Source organism: Nocardia sp. 852002-51101_SCH5132738 (assembly GCF_001665695.1).
In the GTDB taxonomy this organism is placed as follows: domain Bacteria; phylum Actinomycetota; class Actinomycetes; order Mycobacteriales; family Mycobacteriaceae; genus Nocardia; species Nocardia nova.
Genome location: NZ_LZML01000214.1, coordinates 1 through 24,849, shown reverse-complemented (window position 1 = coordinate 24,849; position 24,849 = coordinate 1). Strand labels below are relative to the sequence as shown.

The following is a 24,849-nucleotide window of genomic DNA, read 5'->3' as shown; positions in this document are numbered from 1 at the left end:
CGGGTGGTCAGCGGTGGACGAGTCAGAGTGGGCCCGCCTCGGCCAGTTCCGCGCCCGAGCCGTTGGGATCGGGCGGCGGCCCCTGCGGCGGGACGGCCGGCGGCTTGTGATCGGTTTCGGAGTCACGGCGAGGCGGCGGGGGTGTAGCCGGGTTGACCGGATTGGCTTGACTACCACCGTTTTCGCTCGACTGACCACCTCCGGCGGGTGGCTGTTGGTCGGTCGGCTTCGGTGGCGGAGGTGCCTGATCATCGTTGCCCGGCTTGCCGACACCGCTGTCCTGCTTCTGCTCGGTGTCATCGGGCTTGCGGCCGTCACCGGGTTGCTGCCCCTCGCCGAAGGGCTGACCATCACCTGCGGGTGAGTCGCCAGGGTGCCCCGCGTCCCCCTCCGCACCCGGCTTCTTGTCCTCGGTGTTGATCACCGGGTTGCCGTGCTCGTCCAGCTTCATGCTGTAGGTCTTCTCGTCGCCCGAACTGTCGGACATCACGACCTTCAGCTCACCGTTCGGACCCATCTCGAACTTCAGATGTCTTCCGGCGATGTCGAATTCGGCATTCGGTTTACCGTCTGCGGCCCCCTTCGCGTCATGCGGCTGCAACAGCGACTGCACTTGCTGCAGGGCACCGTCGAACCCTTGCTGGATCGCGGTGGACAACGCTGTCGCTCCCTGCGTCAGCGACTGCCCGAGCGTGCTGACCACCGGAGAGAGCTGGGATGCCACCTGACTGATCTGCGCAAGTCCGTCGAGGCCGGAGGTGACCGTCGGCGAGACCGACGACGGGACGGTATTCCCCGGCGTCGATTGATTACTGGGGACCGAATTCGCCGGAGCTGGGCCCGGATTGGCGGGTGCCGGTCCCGGATTGCTCGGAGAAGGCCCCGGGTTGCTCGGCTGGGACGGCTGCGGAGTCCCTGCCGGCATCGGGTACGCCGAGACATCCAATCGGTCGAGGGCGTCCGATATGCCGCCGTAGAGCTGCTCGATCGTTGATTTCGTCCGCGCGCAAAGGTCATTGAAAGACTGGACAGTGTCTTCCACACCCTTGACGAAAACCGTTCGAAGCCAGTCCGTGGCCGTGGGCCCGTACTGCTTGGCAATCTGCATCGACACCACGGGCGCGTACGAACCCGGGTTCTTGTACTCGGCAGCCACCATGATCATCCAGTCGATCTTCTGCCGCCCCGCGCTGCCATCGAAGTCCGGGCCGTCGTCCTTCCAATACTTCTTTACCGCTTCCGCCTTGCCCAAGACCGCATTTCGCAACGAGCCGGGCGCGAACGCCAAGCCCAACGACACCTGCTTGACCTGGTCGTAGTCCGTCTGCGCACGCCGGACTTGCTGGTCGAGCAGGGCATGTGCGTCATCTCCGGCAGTGCCCTGCCAGATGGATTGGACGGCGCCGAGTTGCGTCTTCTGAAGTTCCAGTTCGGTATCGGCCTCGCCGACCACGCGGCTGAGATCCTGTGCGACACCGTCCAAGGCGGCAAGGTCCATGCCTCGCTCGGTATCGTATTTGGCACATAAGGATTCGTAGGACGGCATCTCTGCTCGGCCGAATCCGAGAAGTTTGTTGACCTGCGCGTACCGGGGCAGATATTCCTGGAAGAACATCAGCCCGGTGCAACCTTCGTCCAGGATCTTATCCACGGAGGCGTCGGTAGAAACGTTGAGAGTCACCAGCATTCACCACCACGGACACGATGCGCACGACATCGGGAACACATCAGACGCGCGCCGCGGCGGGCGTTGTCGGGTTCAGATTCACACCCGTCGCGTTGAACTTTTCGACATTGGAGTCATCGACCGTCGAGTAGGTGTCGGCACTGGTGCTCATCGTTTCCCCCATCTTCGCGATCGCGGTTTGCCAATTCTTCAACCAGGCGGTCAGGTGCCCCAGCGAGTGGTTGATCTTGACACCGTCGGCAGTGTAGTCACGGCCGGCCTGCGGACCCCCGAAGGTATGCGACGTCAACTCCGTGGTCTTGTTGTCGAGTACACCCGCGGAGCCCTTGAGATTCGTCGCCATCCGCTGAAGCGACACGACGTCCACCTTGACGTGCCCACCCGAAGCCATCGTTAGCTCCCCTCCCTCGCTGACCTGCGGCCGACGCCACAGCCTTCCCGTACTCTCTTGGACGCGCTCGGACAGCAGCCGGTTCCATCACGTACCGGCGGTCGAAAACCGAAGCCCCGCCGCTCACTTGCCCATTTTGCCCTTGTCCACCTGGACCCACTCGGTGCGGCCGTCGGGATAGTGGTGGAACTCCCAGGCGGAGTAGTCGCCGCCGTCGTCGACGATGCTGACGTGGTCGGCGTAGCCGTCGTGGTCCATATCGGACCAGACTTCCATCGAGTGGTCGCTGTGGAAGGTTTCGGTGTCCAGGATGCCGTCCGCGTCGATGTCCTGGGACGGGTGGTTCAGCTCCACGGCGCCGATGCCGCCGAGGTCGGAGTGTGCGTCGACTTCCGGCAGGTCCAGGCCCGGCAGATCGCCCGAATGGATCATGTATGTGCTCCTCGAGGGACGTGCGGGAATTTGTTCCATCCTGGCATCCGGAAGCGGCGCTGCGCATCCCCGGCCCGGCATGTTGTGGATAACTTGCCGGCGCCGAGGTGGGCCGCAGGTTTGCCTGTGGATAACTACCGTCGCATCGCGTCCGCTACTGCTTCGGGATGACGATCCACAGCACCAGGTAGACGATGAACTGCGGGCCGGGCAGCAAGCAGGACAGGACGAACAGCAGGCGGATCAGATTGGCGTTCCAGCCGAAATATTCGGCGAGGCCACCGCAGACGCCGCCGATCCACTTGTCGGAGCTCGATCGGGTGAGGCGGCGGGTGGGGGCGGTCATGACGCTCTCCTTCTGTCACGGTCGTGCGTGGTGGTTCCACTGTGCTGTGCGGGCGCCCTCGCGCGCATCGGGCGCGAGACCCATCCCGACCCTGATTTCCACGGCCCGGGCTCAGGGTGGTACCCCGAACCCGGCAGACTCGTGGGCGTGAGTACGACTCTGCATGCGCACGGCCTGTCGGCGGGGCACGGAGACCGGGTGCTGTTCGAGGACCTGGATCTGGTGCTGGCGCCCGGTGATGTGATCGGCCTGGTGGGGGTGAACGGAGCGGGCAAGTCGACGCTGTTGCGGATGCTGGCCGCTCGCACGCCGCAGACGGGCCGGATCACGCTGAGTCCGCCCGATGCGACGATCGGCTACCTCGCACAGGAACCGGAACGCCTGGCCGACGAGACGGTGGCCCAATTCCTGGCCCGCCGGACCGGAGTGGCGGCGGCGCAGCTGGCGATGGACGCCGCGGCGGAACAGCTGGCGACCGACGAGACCGCCGCCGAGGACTATTCGGCCGCCCTGGACCGCTGGCTCGCACTGGGCGGTGCCGACCTGGAGCCGCGAGCCGCCGAGGTGGCCGCCGAGTTGGGACTCACCGAAAGTTTGCCGCAGGGCCTCGACACGCCCATGACCGCGCTGTCGGGTGGGCAGGCGGCGCGGGCCGGACTGGCCTCGGTCCTGTTGTCGCGCTTCGACATTCTGCTGTTGGACGAGCCTACGAACGATCTCGACCTGGAGGGCCTGACCCGGCTGGAGAATTTCGTGACCGGGGTGCGAACGCCGTTGATGGTGATCAGCCACGATCGCGAGTTCCTGGCTCGCACCGTCAACCGGATCGTCGAACTCGATCTCGCCCAGCAGCAGGTCGGCAGTTACGACGGCGGTTACGACTCGTATCTGGCCGAACGCGAGATCGCCCGCCGGCACGCGCGGGAGGCCTACGAGGAGTACGCCGATACCAAGGCCGGGCTGGAAGCGCGGCAGGTGATGCAACGAAACTGGCTCGAACATGGCGTACGCAATGCGCGCCGGAAGGCTCGCGATCCGCGAAAGGTGGACTCCGACAAGGCCGGTCGCAAGATGCGGGCCGAATCCACCGAGAAACAGGCTTCGAAGGTGCGCCAGACCCAGCGCCGCATCGAACGGCTCGAGGCCGTGGAGGAGCCGCGCAAGGAGTGGGAGCTGCGGATGTCGATCGCATCCGCACCGCGCAGCGGCTCGGTGGTGGCGACGCTGTCCGACGCCGTCGTGTCGCGCGGTGAGTTTGCTCTGGGTCCGGTCACCACGCAGGTCGACTGGGGTGATCGGATCGTCCTGACCGGTCCCAACGGTTCCGGCAAATCCACACTGCTGGCGCTGCTGCTGGGCAAGGTGGCTCCGGATGCCGGGGCGGCGTCGCTGGGTTCGGGCGTGGCGATCGGTGAGGTCGATCAGGTGCGTGGCCTGTTCCGTGGAACGGCCACGCTCGCCGACACTTTCGGCGCCGAGGTACCCGACTGGCCGGAGGCGGAGATCCGTACGCTGCTGGCCAAATTCGGGCTCCGCGGCCCGCACGTGCGGCGCGCCAACGACACTCTGTCGCCGGGTGAGCGCACGCGCGCGGCGCTGGCGCTGCTACAGGCACGCGGGGTCAATCTGCTCGTCCTCGACGAACCGACCAACCATCTGGATCTGCCCGCGATCGAACAGCTGGAGCAGGCCGTCGAGTCCTTCGACGGCACGCTGCTGTTGGTCACCCACGATCGCCGCATGCTCGATACGGTGCGTGCGACGCGGCGCTGGCACATGTCCGCCGGACAACTCACCGAAGACCGGTGAACCAGAACCTGCTCGGCATTGCGATCGCGATGCCTCACGCGACCGCCCAGGAGATTCGGATGGACCGGATACAGCTCGGTGTCGACACCCGAATCACCCTGCTGATCGCGGGCCTTCTCTTCGTCTGGGCGCTGCTGCTGGGCGTGTGGAAGTACCACGGGATGCGGACCTCACCGGAGGGGCATGCGCACCCCTACGTCGATATCGCGCATCGCGCGGCCCTGATGTACAGCTTCGCCGCGCTACTGCTCGCGGTCTTCGTGGAGCTGTCGGACTGGCCGACGGCGGTGAATCTCGTTGCGGCGCTGGTCGTTCTCGGCTTCTTCGCCGGCGCGGTCGCCTCGTACTGCCTGCACGGGCTGCGGCGGGACACGACGAATCAATTCCGCGGCGATATCGGGCTGCCGCTGCGATCGGCCATGTACGCGCTGATCGTCTGCGAAATCGGTGGCTTCCTCGTGCCTTTCACCGGCTTCGTGCACGCTCGGTTCTGAACCTTCGATGTGGTTCAGCCGGCCGCGATGCCGGTGATCAGCGTGCGGCCCGATTCCGCTCGGGTGCTGATGATCTGGGTGAAGGCATGCGGCTGTTCGTCCGGCTTCTGCTGGGTGAGGCGGACCTCCCACTGCCCCTCGTCGCCGGTACGGGTGATCTGCACGCAGTAGCGGGTGCCGACCGGCACCTGGTTGATACCGCGCTGAATCTGGTCGGCCGGCGGCACCGACGAGTCGTCGGCGACGACGGCGCGCGCGGCATACCCCGACCGCTGGACGTAGTACGCCCGCTCGAAAGCCAGGATGGCGTCCGGGCCGCTCGCGGTGCCTCCGGGGTCGGTACCGGAGACCACTTCCGCGGTGCGCTGCTGCTCGCAGCCGTCGGTGGCGATCGTCGAGGTCGCCGCCGCCGTGGTCGAGGGCGGCGACGGGGTGACGCTCGCCGAGGTGGGCACCGGCACCGCCGCGACCATCGGCGGTTTCGTCGCGGCCGGTTGCGACCGCTTCCCCGTGTGGATGACGGTCAGCACCACCGAGACGACGACGATCCCCACACCGATCAACGTGAGTGCGGCCAGCAATTTTTCACCACGCCGATGATCGCGGCGCGGCCCGGCCTGGCGTGGGCGAGGACGTCGCAGCGCAGGACCGGGGTTACCGCCCGAGCGGTCGACGATGTGCGGAACCAGCGTCGATTTGTCGACCAGGTCGGGATCGGTCAACGGCCCCCCGACCGGGATGCGCCGCGGTTCCGGTTCCGTCTCGGGCTCGGGGTCGGGGATCGTCCGCTGCGCGGGTTCGAGCCACTGTTCCCACTCACCCGACGGATAGACCGCCGGCTCCGGACCGGGCCGCGCCGGCGGCACGGCCACGGCGCCGTGATAGGTCGCCCCGGCCGTTCGGTTCGGGTTCCGCCGGCCCGGCCGTCGCTTGCGGCCCTGCTTACCGACGGGAGTCCGGACCATCGGCAGGCCGAGGTCGAAGGGATTGTCCTGCTGCGGGTCCGGCTCAGACCGTGTCATCGCCGAAGTCGCCGATCACGGCGGCGGGAACCGTTGTCTCGGCCGCCGGCACGGTGACACCGAGCTGACCGTCGCGAGGTTTGTGGTCCTGTCCGCTACCGGCCGGCGGCGGCAATGCCATACCTCCGGCAACGCCGCCCGGATGGGCCGTCTCCGGAGCCGGCGCGGGAGCGGGGGCCGGTGCCGGTGGTTTCGGCATCGGTGCCGGGTCCGCGGGTGGCGGGATGATGGACGGCGGTGGCGGATCGGATTTGTCGGCCGGGGTCTTGTCGGCCGGCGCCTTGTCGGGCGCCGGGGCGCCCGGAATGATCGAGCCCGGCCCGGTCGTTCCGGGAGTCGCCTTGCCGGGGCCGAAGTCGAACAGCTTCGCCGAATCTCCGGAATTACCCGCCGGATTCGTCTTGTCGCCGGTGGCGTGGTCCGGATTGATCAGCTGCGGTATCGCCTGGTCGACCGAGGAGGCCACCGTGTCGATGGTGTGTGTGCCCACCTCGGCGATCTTGTCGATCAGGTGGGTACCGATATCCACACCGGCATTGATGGCCGAGGTGCCGATCTGCACACCGGCCTGCACGAGCAGCTGCTGCAGTTGCAGCTGCGCGAGCTGAGCCGGATCGATCGGCTGTCCGGGCGCCATCCCGTATTGCGCTGGGACCGTGCCGTATTGGCCCGGAATCGCGCCGTAGGCGCTGGGCAGCACAGTATCGGGGGTATCTCCCCACGCCTGCGAGGAGTTCAGTCCGGCGGGCGTGGTGACCGTCAGCGGACCCATCTCGTCCAATCGGCGCGAGTGATCGTCCATTTCGGTGCGCGCGGAGGTGACGGTGGTGATCGCATCGCGCAGCGCCTGGGTGGCCCGGTTGATCACCGCATCGGTATCCGGGGCGGCGGTGGCGTTGCCGAGGATGGTTCGAGCGTCGCGCCGGAAATCGGCGATGATCCGGTCCATCCGGCCGGCCGCCCGTGCGCTGGTCGCGTGGGCATCGGCCAGTACGCCCAGATAGGCCGGGCCCCGATCGGAGATGTCACCGATCTGAGTTTGGGTGGTGCGCAGGGCCGGAACGGCCGCGTCGGAGCCCGGCCCCGTCCAGGTGGATTCCAGCGCGTGGACGCCGTCGCGGTGTGGTCCCTCGGTGTCGGCGGCCTGTGTGGACGCGCTGGACAGCGCACCGGTGATGGCCGAAGAAGGTGTCGCGACACCGGTGCCCAGCGAGGCGCGCAGCTCCAGCAGCGGCTGGACCAATGTCGCGACGATCGGCGGATCCACGGACGGATCGGATGACGTTGCGGGCGACGTGGTGTCGTTGCGGGCGGCGGTGGGCCGGCGCCGCAATCCGATCGGACGCCTCATGACCGCGGCTCCGTCCGGGTGATCGCGACGGCCGAGTCCTCGTCGGTACCCTGCACACCCGCGGTGTAGGTGTTCAGACCCCGCCCGTAGGCCGAGACCAATTTGCCCGCGGTGGACAGCGCCTGTGCGTGTTCGGACACCGCGGCCGCGAATTTGGCGGCGAAATCCGCTCCCACGAGCCCGAGGTCGGTCGCCAGCTGCTGTGGGTCGACCGCGCCGGCCGCCACGGAAGCCGCCGAAGCGAGCTGCTGGGACACGGTATTCGCGATGGACGTATACGCGGCCATCGCCGCGGGATCGACCCGCATCACCGTATCCGGAGCAGGTGCGGTGGCGGTCGGCGGCGGCGCCGGATTCGCGGAGTCGTCGAGCGTCGGAGACTGATCAAGCTTCAGCGGTTCCACTGTTCCCCCTCACGGAAATCAAGCTTCGCTGTCGCCTCATGATGTGCGTCCCACCATACTTCCCGGAGCCGACAGTCGCGCCCCCATCGCCGGGACCGTCGGCGCGCCAACGCCCTTCACGCGACGTGGCGAGGACCCGCGACCGGCCATCGATACCGACTGTGACCAGGCGATATTCGCCGATCGCGCGCGAATGCGGCCATCGCGGCCGCGGCTCCGGCCCTCGGCAACGGCCTAGACAGCCGCACCCCTACGCGGCGTACGCACCCCGTCCGTCGCGCCACGCGGCGCGGCCGCCGAAGTCAGACCGCGGCGACACACTTGGCGAGATCGTCGGCGAGTTGTTTGGCGCGATGCGAATCGGTCGCCTCGACCATGACCCGGATCAGCTGCTCGGTCCCGCTCGGGCGCAATAGCACTCGGCCGTCGTCGCCGAGGACGCGCTCCGCCTCGGCGACCGCCTCGCGAACCTCCGGCGCGGCCGCGACCGCGGCTTTGTCGGCGACGGGGACATTGACCAGCACCTGCGGCACGGTCGTCATCACGCTCGCCAGATCGGCCAGGCTGCGCCCGGTCTCCACCATTCGCGCCATCAGTTTCAGACCTGTCAGCAGTCCGTCACCCGTGGTGCCGTATCGCGGGAAGACCAGATGTCCGGACTGCTCGCCACCCAGGCTGTAGCCACCGCGGCGCAACTCCTCCAGCACGTAGCGGTCGCCGACGGCGGTGGTGCGCACGGTGATTCCGGCATCGCGCAGCGCGATGTGCAGACCCAGATTGCTCATCACGGTCGCCACCAGGGTGTCCTGGACCAGCTCGCCCGATTCGTGCATCGCCAGGGCGAGAATGGCCATGATCGCGTCGCCGTCGATCACGGTGCCGGAGGCATCGACGGCGAGGCAGCGGTCGGCGTCGCCGTCGTGGGCCAGGCCCAGATCGGCGCCGTGCTCGAGCACCGCACGCTGCACGTTCTCGAGATGCGTGGATCCGCACCGCTCGTTGATGTTGAGCCCGTTCGGCTCGGCGTTGATCGCGACCACGCGCGCGCCCGCCTCGCGGTATGCGGCCGGTCCCACATCGGAGGCCGCGCCGTGCGCGCAGTCGACGACCACGGTGATGCCGGATAGATCGCGGCCGGTGGCCTCCACCAGATGTTCGACGTAGCGCTCATGGGTGCCGGCCAGGCTGTAATGGTCCTCGACACGACCGTCGACGCCGGAGAGGCTGAGCACCCGGCCGATGCCCGCACCGGTCGGACGCACGAAACCCTTGGCGCGGACCAGTTCCTCGATCTTGTCCTCGATGCCGTCGTCGAGTTTGTGCCCGCCCGCGGCGAAGATCTTGATGCCGTTGTCCGGCATGGCGTTGTGCGAGGCGGAGATCATGACGCCCAGGCAGGCGTCGTAGGCGGCGGTCAGATACGCGACCGCCGGGGTCGGCAGGACCCCGACCGAGAGCACACTCATTCCGGCGGCGGTCAGGCCGGCGGTCACCGCGGCCTCGAGCATCTCGCCGCTGGCGCGTGGATCGCGGCCGACCACCGCCACCGCGCGCGCTCTGCCCCGGCCCAGCACCTGTGCCGCGGCTGCCGAAATCTGCAGTGCCAGTTCCGGACTCAGCGAGTCGTTGGCAAGGCCGCGGACTCCGTCGGTACCGAACAAACGCCCCATCTATCTCGCCCCTCGAGTTGAATTGCGGTGAGCGCGGAGACCCTGCGTTGCGGACGCAGGCTGCCCGCCCCGGCCTACCGTCGATCGATACAGCACGAGAGCAGGCGCCCAGGAGTGGGCGCCTGCTCTCGTACGGGGTCGCGTCGGCCGTGCTCCCACCGGCACACCGTGTGGGTGCGAGTGGGAGCGGCCGCGCGCTGCAAGATCAGCGCTTCGAGTACTGCGGAGCCTTGCGGGCCTTCTTGAGGCCGTACTTCTTACGCTCGGTGGCACGCGGGTCACGCGTCAGGAAGCCGGCTCGCTTCAGGGCGGGACGGTCGTCCGGGGTGACCTCGATCAGCGCACGGGCGATGGCGAGGCGCAGCGCGCCGGCCTGACCCGACGGGCCGCCGCCGACCAGGCGAGCGTGCACATCGAAGGTTTCGGTGCGCTCGACGGTGACCAGCGGGGACTTCACCAGCTGCTGGTGCACCTTGTTCGGGAAGTAGTCCTCGATGGTGCGGCCGTTGAGCACGAACTGGCCGGAACCCGGGACCAGGCGAACCCGGACCACGGCCTCCTTGCGGCGGCCGACGGTCTGCACCGGGCGGTCGATGACGACCGGCGCGGCGAAGCCCTCGGACTCGGTGTACTCGGCGTCGTAGCCGGCACCCTCGTCGACGACCTCCACGGCGGCGTCTTCGACGTATTCCTCGTTGAATTCCTCAGGAGCGGTCACTGGGCCACCTGCTTGATCTCGAACGGAACGGGCTGCTGGGCCGCGTGCGGATGCGACGGGCCACCGTAGACCTTCAACTTGCGCGCGATCTGGTTGCCCAGCTTGTTCTTCGGGATCATGCCCTTGACGGCACGCTCCACGACGCGCTCCGGCCGGGTGTCGAGCAGCTGCCCGACAGACCGGGACTTCAGGCCACCGGGGTGCCCGGAGTGGGTGTAGAGGAGCTTGTCCTCACGCTTGTTGCCGGAGACGGCAACCTTGTCGGCGTTGATGATGATGACGAAGTCGCCACCATCGACGTTGGGGGCGTAGGTCGGCTTGTTCTTGCCACGCAGCAGATTCGCTGCCTGCACGGCAAGGCGGCCGAGCACTACGTCAGTGGCGTCGATGACGTACCACTGCCGGGTCACGTCACCCGCCTTCGGGCTGTACGTAGGCACAGTGCTTCCCTGTCTGTCGTTGATGTTCTGCCAGCCAGGCGAACGGTCGAGTGATCCCGGCGGCCGGTGGAGACCCGGGGGCTCGTGGGACGGCACGGACGAATCCGCGACGTACCGCACGCCGAACGACGACGATACCAGGGTCGGTTCGAGGTCCCGAAATCGCGTCCGGACTCGTCAGATGTGAATGGGCGGTCCCGAGTCGAACACACCGGGGAAGGTCGGAACGACGTAGTGCAGATTGTCGACCGCCAGATGCGCGCAGGGATGGTCGGCGACCGTCCGCATACCCGGGCCCGGGCGCTCGACGGCGTTCGGCGTGACCGAACAGGCCGGGCTGGGCTCGGGCGCGCGTGAGACCTTGTCCACGGCCGGCCACGAGCCGAAGTCGGATTCCGCGCCGATTCCGGCCGACGATCGCGCATCGACGGCCGCCGCGCCGCCGGGACGCGCATCGGAGGCTCCGGATACCGCCGCCGAGATGTGGTCGGGAAGCGGCCGCGCCATGTGATCCGGTTCACCGTCGGCGTGGATCGCGAGCGCCGCCAGCGCTACCGCTCCGACGATCGTCGGGGCGCCGAACAGATTGTCCTTGACCTTGCTCCACAACTTGCCCTTGTGGGCGTGTTCCTCGTGGTCCGGTTGTTCCCCGGCCGATGACCGACCACCGGATTCGGTGGTCCGCTGATCATCGACCGGGCCGGCCGGGGGGCGGGTGAACCTGCTTTCCACCTGGCCGGCCTCCCGGGTCATCCGGGTGGTCGGCTCACCGGCCGGAAGAGGCTGCGGGCCCGATCCGGGCCCGGCATCACGCGCCGCGTGCCGGCCCTGGGCGAGGCCCTGCGGATTCGGCGGCTCCGGACGATGGTGCGGTTCGGCGGGCGGGCGGGCCGGATCCGGCAGCCCCGCATGCCGGCCCGCGTTCTCGGCCCGGGAATCCGGTTGCGGCACACCGCGATTCGGGCTGCCCTGATTCGACGCCGCCTGCATCGGGCCGGGTCGCGGCGGACCCGGCTGATTCGGCACCGCCGGGTTCGGCTGATTCGGCACCGCCGGACCCGGCCCCTGCTCCGCCTCGGCGTATTCGCTGTCGGTGACCAGCAGATGCGCAGCACCCAGCACCAGGGCGTGCATCGGATGATCGGCGACCCGCAACCGGTTGCCCAGATGGTTCTGGAACGCCAGCCGCAACGCGTCGTTGAAACACACATTGCCGGTGAGCAGCACCGTCGAGGTGTCGGCGCCGATCGAACGGGCCGCGGCCATCACCTCGATGACGACGTTGTCCGCCGAATGCGCGTCCCGCATCGAATCCGGGGTGATCGGGACCCCGACCGATTCGGTGGGCTGCTCGTCGTCCCCGTCGACGGCCACCACCAGGCACACCCGGCCGTCGGAATAGACGCCGGTCGCGCCGACGCCGCGGCGGCCGCGCGCGGGCGGCTGTACCAGGCCCAGGGCCCGCACATAACCGGACAGCGCCACGGATTCGGGCAGTGGGTCGGTGACGACGTCCATCTGCTCGATCAGACGGCAGTACTCCTCGACCTTCTCGTCGGCCCAGTCGTCCGGAAACGGCAACGCCACCACGTCGGGCTTGCCCCGCAACCGGGAGCCGATCGCGGCGAGCGGGTTGTAGAGCCGGGCACGGAACACCAGCTCCGCCGGCCAGGTCGCCCCGGCGATGCGGATCTGCTGATGCCCGAGGATGTCACGCACGTCGGAGACCGCGATGCCCAGATCGGGCCGCTGCCGGTCCACGCCCGCGGTGTGCAGTCGCCCGGACTTGTCCGCCAGCAAATACGCAGGCGGCGTATATGTGCCTTCCACCTGGACCGGGCGGATCGGTATCCCACCGCCACCGGCGGCCACGGACACCACATCCCATCCGAGATGTATCGCCCCAACTCGAGCCGTCACATGCATAAGTGTGCCTGCTGTCGCGTCGGCACGCTCGGGGCAGGGCCGATTAGTGCGGACATCCCTTGTCGACGCTCGTTTCCGGACCCGTTCACGCGGCCGACTTCTTCAGCCGCAGACGCCACCACGTCAGCGTGGACAGCGCCGCGGTGAGCACGATCAACATGCCGGCGTCGAGGAACCAGAAACCGGGTTTGTGCTGCCAGATCGCATCGGGCTGGGCGTTGACGAACAGGGTCCGCAGATCGATGGTCGAGGCGCCGCCGGCGAATCCCCAGCGCGACGGGAAGACGTACGAAAGCTGTTCCAGCACCACGCGATCGGTCACCGGAATCATGCCGCCGGCCATCACCAGCTGACACATGATCATGACCACCAGCAACGGCATGACCTGTTCGTTCGACTTGGCCAAGGTCGACAACAACAATCCGACGACCACACACGTCACCGCCGTCAGCGCGATATCGACGTACAACTCGATACCGCCGGACGGGATGAGCGCCCCCTTCCCGGGCGGATTCTTCCCGGCCAGCACGATGGCCACCAGCACCGCGGACTGCAGCAGCGCCGCGACACCGAAGACCATCACCTTCGCCAGCAGATATGCCGAGGGCAGCAGGCCGACGGCTCGCTCCCGCAGGAAGATCGGGCGTTCTCCGACCAAGTCGCGGACGGTCAGCGTCGACCCCATGAAGCACGCGCCGAGGATGAGCACGACCAGCAGCTGCTGGGACTCACTTCCTCCGGTGAGCTGCGGATGCAACTGGCCGTCCGGGCCGAGAATCGGTGGGGCGGCCGCGAAACCGTTCTTACCCGGCACGACCAGGCACAGCACACCCAGCACGAACGGGAGGACCACCAGGAAGGCCAGGTAGCCGCGGTCGGCGAGGATCAGCCGGACCTGCCGCCGCGACAGTGTCGACAGTTGTTTCCAGCCACTGGATTTCGGCGGCTGCCCCATCACGCCGCGGGGCACGGCCGGCGGTGGCGGTGGCAGCGCCGCCTGCCGGGACCGGTAGTTCGCGAAGGCGCGATCCGGTTCGGCGGCGACCCGCGCGAAGATCTCCGCCCAATCGCTGGTCCCGAGAAAGTCGCCGACCCCGGCCGGATGTCCGCAGAACGCGGTCTTGCCGCCGGGCGCCAGCAGCAGCACCTGATCGCACATGTCCAGGCAGGCCACCGAGTGGGTGACCACGATGACGGTGCGCCCGGCGTCGGCCAGTTCACGCAGCATGGTCATGACCTGCCGGTCCAGCGCCGGGTCCAGGCCGGAGGTGGGTTCGTCGAGCAGCAGCAGGGCCGGGCCGGTCAGCAGTTCCAGCGCCACGGAGGCGCGCTTGCGCTGACCGCCGGAGAGCCGGTCGACGCGGGTATCGGCATGTTCGGTCAGCGACAGTTCCTTCAGCACGCCGTCGATGACCTGCTGCCGATCGGCCTTCGAGGAGTCCGGCGGCAGCCGCAGTTCGGCGGCGAATCCGAGTGCCTGGCGCACGGTCAGCTGGCGGTGCAGCACATCGTCCTGCGGGACCATGCCGATACGACTGCGCATGGCCTCGTATTCGGCGTGCAGATTGCGGCCCTCGAAGGTGACCACACCGGCCGACGGATGTGTCGTTCCCGCAATGAGTTTCGACAGTGTCGACTTACCGGCGCCCGAGGGTCCGATGAGCGCGGTCAGGGTGCCGCGACCGGCCTGCATGTTGACGTCCACGAGCAGCTGCTTGTTGCCCTCGACGACGAAACCGACGCCGTGCACGCTCAATCCCTGTTCGGTGACCGGCTTCTTGCGGTGTTTCAGCGTGCCTTCCTGCACGACGAAGTCCACGTTGCCGATGGTGACGATATCGCGTTCGCGCAGCGCCACCCGCTGCTCGCGGCGGCCGTTGACGAAGGTGCCGTTGGCCGAGCCCACATCCTCGAGGACGAGGCCCTCGCCGCTCTTGACCAGGCGGGCGTGCCGCCGCGAAGCCAGCGGATCGTTGACGACGATCTGGTTGTCGCTGGTGCGGCCGATGGTCAGGCCGCCGGCCGGAATGCGGTCGGCCCGCGCGATCGGCGCGGTCGAGGCCCGCGCACGCACCGGCGGCAGTGCCGAGGTGTCGGCCTTGGTGGTCATATTGACGTTCGGCACACCGCCGGAGCCGTGGGCTGCCGGAATCGGTTGAGACGGACGTTGATTCGGCCGTTGCGCGGGCCGCGAGGGCGGCTGCGGTGCAGCCGGCCGGCGCATCTGCCCGGATTGCGGTGTGGGATGGGACGGTTGCCGCCGCTGCTGCTGACCCCCACCGTGCTGACCCCCACCGTGCTGATTACCACCGTGCTGAGTACCACCGTGCGGGCCGCTGCCACGCGGCCCCGCGTCCCGGACAGGCGGATTCGGCGCACGGCCCGGCGACTGCGCCCGGGTGGGCGGTGCGGGCGGCCGGAATTGCGCCTCCGGCAGCAGATGAACCAGCGGGCCCGTGATCGCGTCGCCGAGCCGGACCAGCATCGGCCGATCCACCGGGACGGGACGCGTGATCCGCTGGGCGTCCACGAAAACCCCGTTGGTACTGCCGTTGTCGGCGAGCACCCAGGCGCCCCCCTGCCAGCCAAGTGTCGCGTGCACACGAGAGACCAGCGGACTGTCGACGAACACCGTCACCTCGGGCGCGCGGCCCAGGGTCACCTGCTGAGTGTTTTCGAAGATCCGATCGGTTCCCTCATGGCGCACGGTGATCTTCTGCGCCCCCGGTAATGACATGAGCCGGATAATATGCGATGGCCGTGACATCGGTGGGGCTCGAACGTGCCCCCGATCGCCGGGGGCGGCGCAGGTGACGCAGCGACTACCGGCCCGGGGAGGGATGGGGAGATGGCGAAACGCCCGGTGACGGCGACCCTCGCCGTACTGGTGCTGGCGGTCGGTCTACTGGCCGGGTGCACCATGACGACCGGTGGGCACGCCGTATCCATCTACGACGACCCGTTCCAGGTCGCCGGACTGCCCACCACCAGCGGCCCCAGCGGTCCTCGTTCCGGTGTTCCCGATTCCCCGCTGACCGCGACGGGCGGTGACAAGGGCGCGGTCGACACGTTGGCGCTCAACGCCATCGACGATATCCAAAGTTATTGGCGCGGTGAGTATCACAACGAGTTCGACGGCGACTTCACCCCCGTCACCAAGTTGTATTCCTGGAGCGCGAAGGCGCCGCGCTCGCAGGAGACACAGTTCTGCAAGGACACGACCTATCACCTGGTCAACGCGGCCTACTGCCGGCTGGACAATTCCGTCGGCTGGGATCGCGGCGTACTGCTGCCCATGATGCAGGACAGCTTCGGGAAGATGGCCGTGGTGATGGTGCTCGCGCACGAATACGGCCACGCCATCCAGACGATGTCGCGCATCGTCACCGCGAAGGATCCGGTCATCGTGAAGGAGCAGCAGGCCGACTGTTTCGCCGGCGCGTTCATGCGTCACGTCGCCGAGGACAAGGCCGCGCATTTCACGATCAACACCTCCGACGGCCTCAACAACGTGCTGGCCGCGACGGTCGCCATCCGCGACGCCAATCCCGAGGATCCGGAATCGGTGCACGGCTCGGCCTTCGAGCGGGTGACCGCGGTGCAGATCGGTTTCACCGACGGCCCCAAGGGCTGCAAGGCGATCGATATGAAGGACATCGATCGCCGCCGCAAGAATCTGCCGCAGTCCTTCGGCGACGACGTCAATCGCGGCGAACTGGCGATCACCAAGGACAGTCTCAAGGAGTTGAGCAAGGCGATGGCGGCGATCATGCCGATCCCGTCCGAGCCGACCTACGACTATCACGGCGCCCTCATGCACTGCAGCAACGGCGCCGACACCGTGCCCGTCACCTACTGCCCCGCGACGAATACGATCGGCACCGACATTCCGGCCCTCGCACAGCGCGGCGCGGCGGATACCGATGAGCAGGACGGCTTTCCGACTCGCGTCGGCGGCGACTACAACGCCTACGTCGTGTTCGTCTCCCGCTACGCGCTCGCGGTGCAGCGCAGTGCGCACCAGCAGTTGACCGGAGCGAAGACCGGTCTGCGGGCCGCCTGTCTGTCGGGCGTGATCACCGCGAAGCTCGCCGATCCACGTCGCGATGCCGGCCAGGGCGATATCGCGCTGTCTCCCGGCGATCTCGACAAGGCGGTTTCGGGACTGCTCAGCGATGGGCTGGCGGCCAGCGATGTGGAGGGCAAGACCGTGCCGAGTGGCTTTTCCCGGGTGGACGCATTCCGGGCCGGTGTGCTGGGCACACAGGAGATCTGCGAGGCGCGCTACTCCTGACGCGCTGCCTCCCCCGGCCGCGTCGCTACGGTCGCTCAGCCGAACGGCGGGGGCGCGGCCGGCTCCAATCGCAGTACGCGGTTGCCGAGCTGGATCTCCGAGCCGTGGGCCAGCACCATCGGCTGATTCGGTTGCAGCCGAATCCAATCGCGATATCCGGCCGGCCGGGCCCGGGTGCCGTTGGTGGAGCCCCGATCCACGACGGTGATATCCCAGTTCATCAGCCGGATTTCGGCGTGGGCCCGCGACATTCCGCCGGAGGAGTCCTCGATTTTGACCGGCACCAGACCGCGCTGGGCGGCCTCGGAGTTCTCCGGGTCCCGTCCGATCACGGCGTCGGCCGCCAGCAGATAGGTCATACCGTCGTCGAGTACGAGCATGCCCAGCGGCGGCCGGACGACCTCGACCGGTTGCTGCGTCTGGTCGACCGGCATTCCGCAGACCGTGCAGAACGCCGAGCGCGGATCGCTGGGATGAGCCCGAGCGCAGGTGAATCCCATCACCCGCACGGCCAGCGAGGTCGCGCGGGCGGTCGCCTCCATTCGACGTTCCAGTTCGGGATCGGGACCGGGGGCGGGATTCGTACCGCGCAACCGGGTTTCGGCCAGCCGAGGATCCTCCGCCGGTTCGGGACGCGATATCCCTTGCCGCGCATCGGCTTCCGGCGTCCGATCCGGTCGGGTCGGGGGTGGGGGCAGTTGCGGTTCGGGCCGCTGCGCGTCCAATTGCGACGTGGGCGAGGGCTCGGCGCGATGGTGTGCACCGGCGGCGGGACGGGCGACACGATCACGCGCGCGGGTCCGCTCGCCCTCGAACCAGACCACCGCACCCGCGGCGGCTGCCACGCCCTCCACCAGGGAGCCGATGCCACGTTCGGGCAGTTCCGGAATCCGGCCGTGCTCGTCGTCGATGAACAGCGCCGCCGCGCGGGCCGGCGGTTCGGTGAACCGGTCGACGGTGAAGGCGGCATCCACGCCGCGGTAGTACTCGACACCCCGGGCGCCCGCGAGTACCGCGGTGACCGAGCCGTGCAGGAAGATCGCCACTCCACCGGTATCCGAGCCGGACAGAATTCCGAGGTCGACCGGGCTGCCGTCGACCTGTTCGGCCTCCTGCATCAGCCAGCGGGTAGCCTCGCGCGCGATGATCCGCCCGGGTCCTTGTGGGGCATGCTCGGACGCCTCGGACACCAACTGCGCCAGCGCCTCGGCGGCCCGCATCGCCGGTGCGTCGGGGTGAACCCGGCCGCGACCACGATGCGCGACGACCACGACGGCCCCCGCGACACGCACGACGACATGGTTACCGGCGACAACCTCGACCTGCCGATCCATCAACGGAATCGGCCTCCGAGCGAGATCAGCGCAGCGGTCAACACACGGACAAGGTTAAGGCAATCGTTGTCCATGAGTCCCCGCTGTCGGGTCCGGTCCGGTAATTTCGATGTCGGAGAACCGGGAGAGAGCACCGGGAGAAGGGGGCGGTCCATGGGCCGGACGATTCGCAGATCTCTTGTTTTCACCTGCGCCGCACTGCTTGCCGCGCTGACCGGTTGCGGCGTGCAGGGAACCCCGACCGCCGCCGAACTGGATGTCCGCACGCTCGACGTCGGTCCGTACCCGGTCGACCGCCACAGCTACGACGCCACCGCGGGCAGCAAGGGCGCGCTGGCGGAGGGGATGCGGATGTCGCAGGCCGTGGTCCCGGCCGTTCGCATCGACCCGTCGCTGACGGTCGGCGCCGGCGGGCGAGTCGTCGCCGACAGCACCGAGGCCACCCGTCGCCTGCTGGCCGCGGTCTCCAAACCGGTGCTCGACCGCAACAAGATGATCGTCGCCTATGTCGCGGCGGGTTCCGACAAGCCGGGCTCGCTGGACAGCGCGGCAGCGGCGACCTCGGTCACCGATCTGGTGCTGCGTTTCCCGGACGAGTCCGCTGCCCGGCAGGCCGCGCGCGAACTCGAGGATGTCGACTTCGGTGTGGCACCCGACCTCAATCGCAAACTCGCACAGCCGAAATACCCGGATGCCTATATCCACTACCGTCCCGGGATCCCCACCATCGGCACCTTCATGGCCTACAAACAGTTCGTGATCTCGCTGTTCATCGAGCGGCCTCGCTCCGAGGAGGCCGACCTGCTGGCCTGGGTCCAGAAGACGCTCGACGCCGAGGTGCCGGCACTCGATCACTTCCAGGCGACGGCGGCCGGCGGCCTCGACGCGCTGCCGGTGGATCCGGACGGCCTGCTCGCCCGCGCCGTCGTGCGCGACCGCTCGAACCGCACACCCGATGCCGATCGCTTCGCGGTCTATGCCGCATCGGCATTCGTCCACATCTCCTCCGACGAGACCACACGCCAGCGCCTCGTCGACGACACCGGCATGGATGCCATCGCCGTCGCCGACAACAGCTCGGTGTTGCGCGTCCGCGACGCCGATGCGGGGGCGCGCATGATCAAAGGGCTGATCTCCGGTTCCGGTGAGCAGTACGAGCCGGCCGACGCGCCCGAGACGGTGCCCGGGGCCAAATGCCTGACGCTCAACAGTTCGGGAGATCCCCAGAAGGACAGCCGTTTCCGCTGCTACGTGCCCTACCGGCGATACGTGGAGGTCGTCAACGCCAACAGCCGCGAGGATATAGATCAGCGGGTCGACGCGGCGTATGCGTTGCTGGCCAACAACTTCTGACCGAGCCCGGGCGGCGCGGGAGCGTCACCGTGCTGGAGTACTATGCCGCGAGACCCAGCCTGGAAGGGGGAGCTGATGTCCACGGTCGATCTGATACTGACCGACAGCCGATTGTGGGCGCGCAGCGAATCCACTCATTGGGACGGCGCTCCCTCGGTGGTCCCCGCCAGCGACGGCGCGAGTCTCGTTGTGGGAGAACCACTTCAACCGCCCTCCCCCGCCGTCTCGGTGGTACGGCTGGCCGCAGCGGACCGCATCGCCTTCGTCCCGATGCTGCCGACCGTCGCCGACGCCTTCGCCGCGATCTTCGGCGCGGTGCTGACGAATCTGCGGCTGCCCAGCGCGTGTGAGCGGCTCACGGTGGTGAGCCCGTCGGAGTGGGGCACGCGCCGCCGCGCCGCGCTCGAGGCCGGCGCCCGCCGTCTGGCCGGCGAGATCAGCGTCGAACCGCTGGCATTGCGGGTGGCCGGACTGTCCGCGAGCACCTCGCAGCAGCAGCGCATCGCGGTGGTGGAACTGAATACGCTCACCACGACCGTCACCCTCACCGGCCGTTCGGGCACCGAGACCTGGATCGAGGCCTGCGAATACGAGCCGACGATCGGCTCCGCGGACCTGGCCGAGGGACGCGGCGTGGAGGCCGTCGTCGATGTCGTCGATCGACTGCTCGGCGGCCGCAAACCCAGCTATCTCGTGGTCGTCGGCGCCGCCGAACCCGCACTGCTCGACGCGATGCGCGCGGAACTGTCCCGGCGCTACGGCTTCGGTGTCGACCTGCGCGGGATGTCCGGTGTGGATCTGGTCCGGGGCGGGCCCGCGGTGTCCCCCGCGACTCGCCCCGCGCAGTTCGCCCCGCAGACACCGTGGGTCGGCTCGCTGCACGAGCATGCGGCCGCGACCGCGCCGCCACCGAAGCGCCGCACTCCCCTCTTCATCGGCGCCGCTGTGTTCGCGGTGATCGTCGCCGCGGTGGCGGCCGCCGTGGTGCTGACCCGATCCGGCGGCGAGTCGCAGACGGCCGAATCCACCGGTACGCACCCGTCCCCCGTCGCCTCACCGACCGCGGCGGCGGCACCGCCCGCGGAGTCCTTCGGGCGGGTCGAGGCGGTGGTCCCGGCGGGCTGGCATATCACCAATCGCTCCGGCGCCCGGGTCGACCTCTCCCCGAACGACGGTGCGCGGGAACGTATTTCGCTGGTCCAGAAGGATCTCGCCGCGGGCTCCGGCATCGAGGACGTCGCCGCCACGCTCGAAACCCAGATCGCCAAACGACCGGCCGGCACGGTCGGGCCGCTGCAGCGCAACGTGATCTTCGGCGGCCGCCCCGGGCTGTCCTACGAGGAAACTCCCGGCGACGGCACCACGGTGCGCTGGCAGGTGCTGGTGGATTCGGGCCTGCAGGTCAGCGTCGGCTGCCAATATCCTGCCGGCGACTGGCAGCCCATGGCCGCAGTGTGCGAGAAGTTCGTCGGCGATCTGCGGACGGGGGCCTGACACCCCGCCCACAGCGACGCCCGCACATCGGGTGCCGCCGCCGGTGAAGGGCACCCGTCGGAGACGGGTGCTATCTTCTTCGCAGCGTCGGCCGAGCAGGCACCTGTGTTCACCGGCGTGGAGCCTGTGGGAGGGGACTATGCGAAATTCCGTGCGTGTGCTGGCCGCTGCCGTGGCCGCGCTGGCGCTGGCCGCGACGGGATGCGGCTCCGATCCGGCTCCCCCTCCGGCCGCCGAACCGACCGTCGATCTCAGCGGTCTCGACGTGGGACCGTACGACGCCACACCGCGCGATATGGGCAAGCCCGCCAATCCGGGTCAGGCCGCATTCTTCGAGGCGGAGCGACTCGGCAGCGCGATGCCGCTGCCGATGGATATCGATCCGGCCTTCACCCACACCGGCAAACTCGACACCCTGGTCTTCCTCGATCCGAAGACGTCGGTGATGAAGGACTTCACCGACCTGGGCAACTTCGCCGAAGACGCCCCGGACCTGATCGGCGGCTTCGCGTCCTACGGCCGCGACGACCCGGACAACCTGGGAAGCGAGCTGGTCAACGCGGCCATGATCTTCCCGACCGAGCAGCGCGCGACCGAGGTCGCCGTGGCCCTGGAGCGGCGCGATTTCGGCCGGGACCCGCAGACCCAAGCGGTCGCCATCCCCAATTATCCGCTGGCGCATGCACATTGGGTGCCGACCAAACAGGCGATCAGCAACTGGTATCCGGCGGGTCGGCTGGTCGTCTTCACCGCGGTCTACGACCAGGCCAAGAACTGGTTCAACAAGGTCGATCTCCCGGCGCTCGTCTCGCGTGTGCAGAAAAGTCTCGACACCGTCGCGCCCGCGCTCGCGAAGTTTCAGCCGACACCCCCGGACAAACTGATGGACCACCCGATCGACATCGACGGGATGCTCGGCCGGACCATGATCCGGCCGAAGGAGGCGACCGGCGAATGGCTCAACCCGCCCGGTGTCTACCTCGGACATGCCGGGCTGCACTTCAGTAGCGATCCGGGCGAGTCCCGGGCGTGGTACGACCGCGACGGCGTCGACCGCTTCGCCGATTACGGCAACGAACTGTACCGAGCCCGCGATGCCGTGGCCGCCGCGGATATTCGCGACGAATTGGGCGGAGCGGAAAAACATTTCAAGCAGGCGGCGTCCCCGCGGAATCTTCCGGTCGCGAAATGCCGGGAATACAACGGCAAGGAGATGTTGGCCGTCCGCTTCTACTGCTCGGTGTACTACGGCCGATACGCCTCGCTGGCCTGGGGCGAGCAGTTACTGGATGCGCAGCAACGCATTTCGGCCCAGTACACCATCCTGGTGAAGGCGGATCCGAAATGACCACACGATTCGTCCGGGCGGCGGCCGCCGCGGCCTGCCTCGGCGGAGTTCTGGCGGCGACCGGGTGCGGCGCGACCGTCGGCGGCTGGGCCGGTCCGTCGGAAATAGATGTCCGGAAGCTCGATGTCGGCAACTACGATGTGCGGCCGCTCGATATCCACGTGGACTATCGGCCGGGCTTCGTCAACGCACCCGAGGCCGCCGGCATGCGCCTCGCCGAGTACGTGGTAACCGCGGACCAGGTCGACCCGTCGCTGACGAAACGCGAGAAGGCGGGCAGCTTCTCCGCCGGCGTCCTGCCCGATGCGCTCGGCAACGAGAACGATATGGAGGCCGTCGCCAAGCGCGACCACATGGTGTACGGATTCTCGACGGCGGCCAGCGACAAGGACGCGGGCTGGGGTTTCGCCGGCTGGCCGAAACCCGAGAAGCCCTATTCCACGGTGCTCGCACTGTCGGTCATGCAGTTCGACGACGCCGCAAGCGCCACCCGGGCCGCCACCGATTTCTACAACGCCGATTTCAACGCCTACAAAGACCAGAACCAGCCGGTGCCACTCGCGAAATATCCTGATGCGCACGCCCATTGGCTCCCCGGAACACCGTCGATCCGCTCCTTCCTCGCGCACGGCTCCTATGTGGTGTCGGTACTGGCCCTCACTCCGACACCGAACCTGAACAGCCTCACCTCGCTCACCGAGAAGGCCCTGGACGTCGAATTCCCCCTGCTGGACCGGCTGCCGCCGATTTCCGACGAGGACACGGTCAAACTTCCCTGGGATCCGGACTACCTGCTCAGCCGGGCGCTCAATACCGGCCAGTCGGGGCGTCCCCAATACGGCGACGACAACGGCGTATTCGGTCCGCACGGAATCCTGCACTACATGTCCGATCGAAAGGCCGCCGCGCAGAGCGTCGCCGCCCTGAAGGCCGACGAATTCGCCAAAACCTCCGACGCTCTGGTGGTGCGCGCCGCCGACGGCGCATCGGCGAAGAAGGCTGTCACCGATCGCATCATCTTCCAGGGCGGCGGCCCGGCCGTCGATCCGGTTCCCCAGCTCACGGATTCGGCATGCGTAGAGAACGGTACGAAGAACGCCGACGGCGGGCTGAAGCGCTATACCTGCATCGTCGCCTACCGCAACTACGTCGGCTATGTGACCTCGAATCAGCTGGTCGACGTGCATCAACGCGCGGCCGCGCAGTACGCCCTGTTCGCCAACAGCCAGTGGCAGCCGTGACTCGACCGCCCACCTCGAAGTCCAGTAAGCTCCGCGACGATACGCGGCCCGCCGAACTACCAGGAGTTTGTTACTGATGGTGATGAGTCCCGGCACCATCGTCGGTGGGTATCGGATCGTTCGCCAGCTGGGCGCCGGTGGGATGGGCACGGTGTATCTCGCCAAACATCCGAGCCTCCCCCGCATGGACGCCATCAAGGTGCTCAGCGGTGAACTGTCGTCCAACCACGAATTCCGGGGCAGATTCGAACGCGAGGCCAATCTCGCTGCCGGCCTGGATCATCCGAATATCGTCTCGGTCTACAACCGCGGTGAAGAGCACGGCCAGTTGTGGATCGCCATGCAGTACGTCGACGGCACCGACGCCTCGGCCGAACTGGCCCGCGACCCGCATTCGATGACTCCGCTGCGCGCCCTGCGCATCGTCACCGAGGTCGGTAAGGGCCTGGACTACGCGCACCGCCGCGGACTCCTGCACCGCGACGTCAAACCCGCGAACTTCCTGCTGTCGACCCCCGAGGACGATGACGAGGAACGCGTCCTGCTCACCGATTTCGGTGTCGCCAAATCCGCCGACGACGCCACCGAACTCACCCAGACCGGCAGCTTCGTCGCGACGATCGCCTATGCGCCGCCGGAACAACTCCAAGGCATGGCGGTCGACAGCCGAGCCGACATCTACAGCCTGGGTTGCGCGCTCTACAAGCTCATCACCGGCCAGAACCCGTATCCCGCAACCCAACCCGCGATGGTCATGATGGGGCACCTCTACGAGCCGCCGCCTCGCGCCACCGCCGTCAATTCCGGGCTACCACCGGCGATCGACCACGTCTTCGCGCGCGCCCTGGCGAAGAATCCCGCCGACCGCTTCAGCAGCTGCCGCGAACTCACCGACGCCGCCGCGAACGCCCTCACCCCCGGCCACAGCCCGATCCGCACCACCACCTCCCCGACCTACCCCACACCACGCTCGCCTTCCTCGACGGCCACATCCGGTTGTCCCGCATCGAGATCGTCGCCGACCAACTCTCGGCCCTCGACCCGTCACTACGGGCGAATGCCGAACCCCTCGCCCTCGAACTCGCCCGACGCACC

The 24,849-nt window shown here is 68.1% G+C and carries 21 protein-coding genes; 8 read left to right on the top strand and 13 right to left on the bottom strand.

What is annotated here, in order from left to right:
• Nucleotides 1-22: 22 nt before the first annotated feature.
• From A5789_RS34115 to A5789_RS34100, 4 genes are all read right to left on the bottom strand, one after another.
• Entirely contained in the window at nt 23-1,687 is a 1,665-nt protein-coding gene (locus tag A5789_RS34115; protein ID WP_063012607.1) for a hypothetical protein, read from the bottom strand.
• A gap of 40 nt (nt 1,688-1,727) precedes the next feature.
• The gene (locus A5789_RS34110; RefSeq protein ID WP_063012605.1) at nt 1,728-2,078 is read right to left on the bottom strand and encodes a hypothetical protein; all 351 of its coding nucleotides are present in this window, start codon (nt 2,076-2,078) and stop codon (nt 1,728-1,730) included.
• Nucleotides 2,079-2,201: 123 nt separating this feature from the next.
• Entirely contained in the window at nt 2,202-2,510 is a 309-nt protein-coding gene (locus A5789_RS34105) for a DUF6802 family protein (RefSeq protein WP_030513482.1), read from the bottom strand.
• A gap of 154 nt (nt 2,511-2,664) precedes the next feature.
• Complete coding sequence (locus A5789_RS34100) at nt 2,665-2,856, bottom strand: PspC domain-containing protein (RefSeq protein ID WP_030513481.1); 192 nt, start codon at nt 2,854-2,856, stop codon at nt 2,665-2,667.
• Nucleotides 2,857-3,003: 147 nt separating this feature from the next.
• Here A5789_RS34100 and A5789_RS34095 point away from each other — a divergent pair, with 147 nt between their 5' ends.
• Together A5789_RS34095 and A5789_RS34090 are read left to right on the top strand one after the other, a co-directional pair.
• Nucleotides 3,004-4,665, top strand: coding sequence for an ABC-F family ATP-binding cassette domain-containing protein (locus A5789_RS34095; RefSeq protein ID WP_064904533.1), 1,662 nt, complete (start codon nt 3,004-3,006; stop codon nt 4,663-4,665).
• A 59-nt stretch (nt 4,666-4,724) separates the two neighbouring features.
• Nucleotides 4,725-5,159, top strand: coding sequence for a hypothetical protein (locus A5789_RS34090; RefSeq protein ID WP_174554959.1), 435 nt, complete (start codon nt 4,725-4,727; stop codon nt 5,157-5,159).
• 14 nt (nt 5,160-5,173) lie between these two features.
• Here the strand turns inward: A5789_RS34090 and A5789_RS34085 are convergent, their stop codons facing one another.
• From A5789_RS34085 to A5789_RS34050, 8 genes are all read right to left on the bottom strand, one after another.
• Complete coding sequence (locus A5789_RS34085; RefSeq protein WP_063012604.1) at nt 5,174-6,181, bottom strand: hypothetical protein; 1,008 nt, start codon at nt 6,179-6,181, stop codon at nt 5,174-5,176.
• Entirely contained in the window at nt 6,168-7,532 is a 1,365-nt protein-coding gene (locus A5789_RS34080; protein WP_064904520.1) for a hypothetical protein, read from the bottom strand. Before A5789_RS34080 ends, A5789_RS34085 begins: the two co-directional genes overlap by 14 nt.
• On the bottom strand, nt 7,529-7,936 hold the full coding sequence (locus A5789_RS34075) for a hypothetical protein (RefSeq protein WP_227462913.1): 408 nt from the start codon (nt 7,934-7,936) through the stop codon (nt 7,529-7,531). Before A5789_RS34075 ends, A5789_RS34080 begins: the two co-directional genes overlap by 4 nt.
• 302 nt (nt 7,937-8,238) lie before the next feature.
• Nucleotides 8,239-9,606, bottom strand: coding sequence for a phosphoglucosamine mutase (glmM, locus tag A5789_RS34070; RefSeq protein ID WP_064904517.1), 1,368 nt, complete (start codon nt 9,604-9,606; stop codon nt 8,239-8,241).
• 205 nt (nt 9,607-9,811) lie between these two features.
• Nucleotides 9,812-10,324 carry a 30S ribosomal protein S9 gene (gene rpsI / locus A5789_RS34065; RefSeq protein WP_030513474.1) on the bottom strand — a complete coding sequence of 171 codons (513 nt, stop codon included), beginning with the start codon at nt 10,322-10,324 and terminating at the stop codon, nt 9,812-9,814.
• Nucleotides 10,321-10,764, bottom strand: a complete 444-nt coding sequence (gene rplM / locus A5789_RS34060) for a 50S ribosomal protein L13 (RefSeq protein WP_030513473.1) — start codon at nt 10,762-10,764, stop codon at nt 10,321-10,323. The genes rpsI and rplM overlap by 4 nt, the downstream gene beginning before the upstream one ends.
• A 177-nt stretch (nt 10,765-10,941) precedes the next feature.
• A complete protein-coding gene (locus A5789_RS38170; protein WP_227462914.1) occupies nt 10,942-12,690 on the bottom strand; it encodes a hypothetical protein in 1,749 nt (582 codons plus the stop codon).
• Nucleotides 12,691-12,775: 85 nt separating this feature from the next.
• Nucleotides 12,776-15,427 carry an FHA domain-containing protein gene (locus A5789_RS34050; protein WP_064904511.1) on the bottom strand — a complete coding sequence of 884 codons (2,652 nt, stop codon included), beginning with the start codon at nt 15,425-15,427 and terminating at the stop codon, nt 12,776-12,778.
• Between the two features lie 111 nt (nt 15,428-15,538).
• Here A5789_RS34050 and A5789_RS34045 point away from each other — a divergent pair, with 111 nt between their 5' ends.
• Nucleotides 15,539-16,984: a hypothetical protein gene (locus tag A5789_RS34045; protein WP_064904508.1), complete on the top strand. Its 1,446-nt coding sequence runs from the start codon at nt 15,539-15,541 to the stop codon at nt 16,982-16,984.
• A 35-nt stretch (nt 16,985-17,019) separates the two neighbouring features.
• Here A5789_RS34045 and A5789_RS34040 read toward each other — a convergent pair whose 3' ends face one another.
• Nucleotides 17,020-18,318 carry an FHA domain-containing protein gene (locus A5789_RS34040; protein WP_063012592.1) on the bottom strand — a complete coding sequence of 433 codons (1,299 nt, stop codon included), beginning with the start codon at nt 18,316-18,318 and terminating at the stop codon, nt 17,020-17,022.
• Nucleotides 18,319-18,471: 153 nt separating this feature from the next.
• On the opposite strand from A5789_RS34040, the gene A5789_RS34035 reads away from it, so the two are divergent.
• The 5 genes from A5789_RS34035 to A5789_RS34015 all read left to right on the top strand — a co-directional run.
• Nucleotides 18,472-19,671 (top strand): hypothetical protein, encoded by a 1,200-nt coding sequence (locus tag A5789_RS34035; protein ID WP_063012590.1) that lies wholly within the window; start codon nt 18,472-18,474, stop codon nt 19,669-19,671.
• 75 nt (nt 19,672-19,746) lie between these two features.
• Nucleotides 19,747-21,165 carry a type VII secretion-associated protein gene (locus tag A5789_RS34030; RefSeq protein ID WP_064904505.1) on the top strand — a complete coding sequence of 473 codons (1,419 nt, stop codon included), beginning with the start codon at nt 19,747-19,749 and terminating at the stop codon, nt 21,163-21,165.
• Nucleotides 21,166-21,304: 139 nt separating this feature from the next.
• Nucleotides 21,305-22,513 (top strand): hypothetical protein, encoded by a 1,209-nt coding sequence (locus A5789_RS34025; RefSeq protein WP_064904502.1) that lies wholly within the window; start codon nt 21,305-21,307, stop codon nt 22,511-22,513.
• The gene (locus tag A5789_RS34020; RefSeq protein WP_063012584.1) at nt 22,510-23,754 is read left to right on the top strand and encodes a hypothetical protein; all 1,245 of its coding nucleotides are present in this window, start codon (nt 22,510-22,512) and stop codon (nt 23,752-23,754) included. The genes A5789_RS34025 and A5789_RS34020 overlap by 4 nt, the downstream gene beginning before the upstream one ends.
• Before the next feature lie 76 nt (nt 23,755-23,830).
• A partial coding sequence (locus A5789_RS34015) for a serine/threonine-protein kinase (protein WP_231956674.1) occupies nt 23,831-24,849 on the top strand: 1,019 nt, incomplete at its 3' end.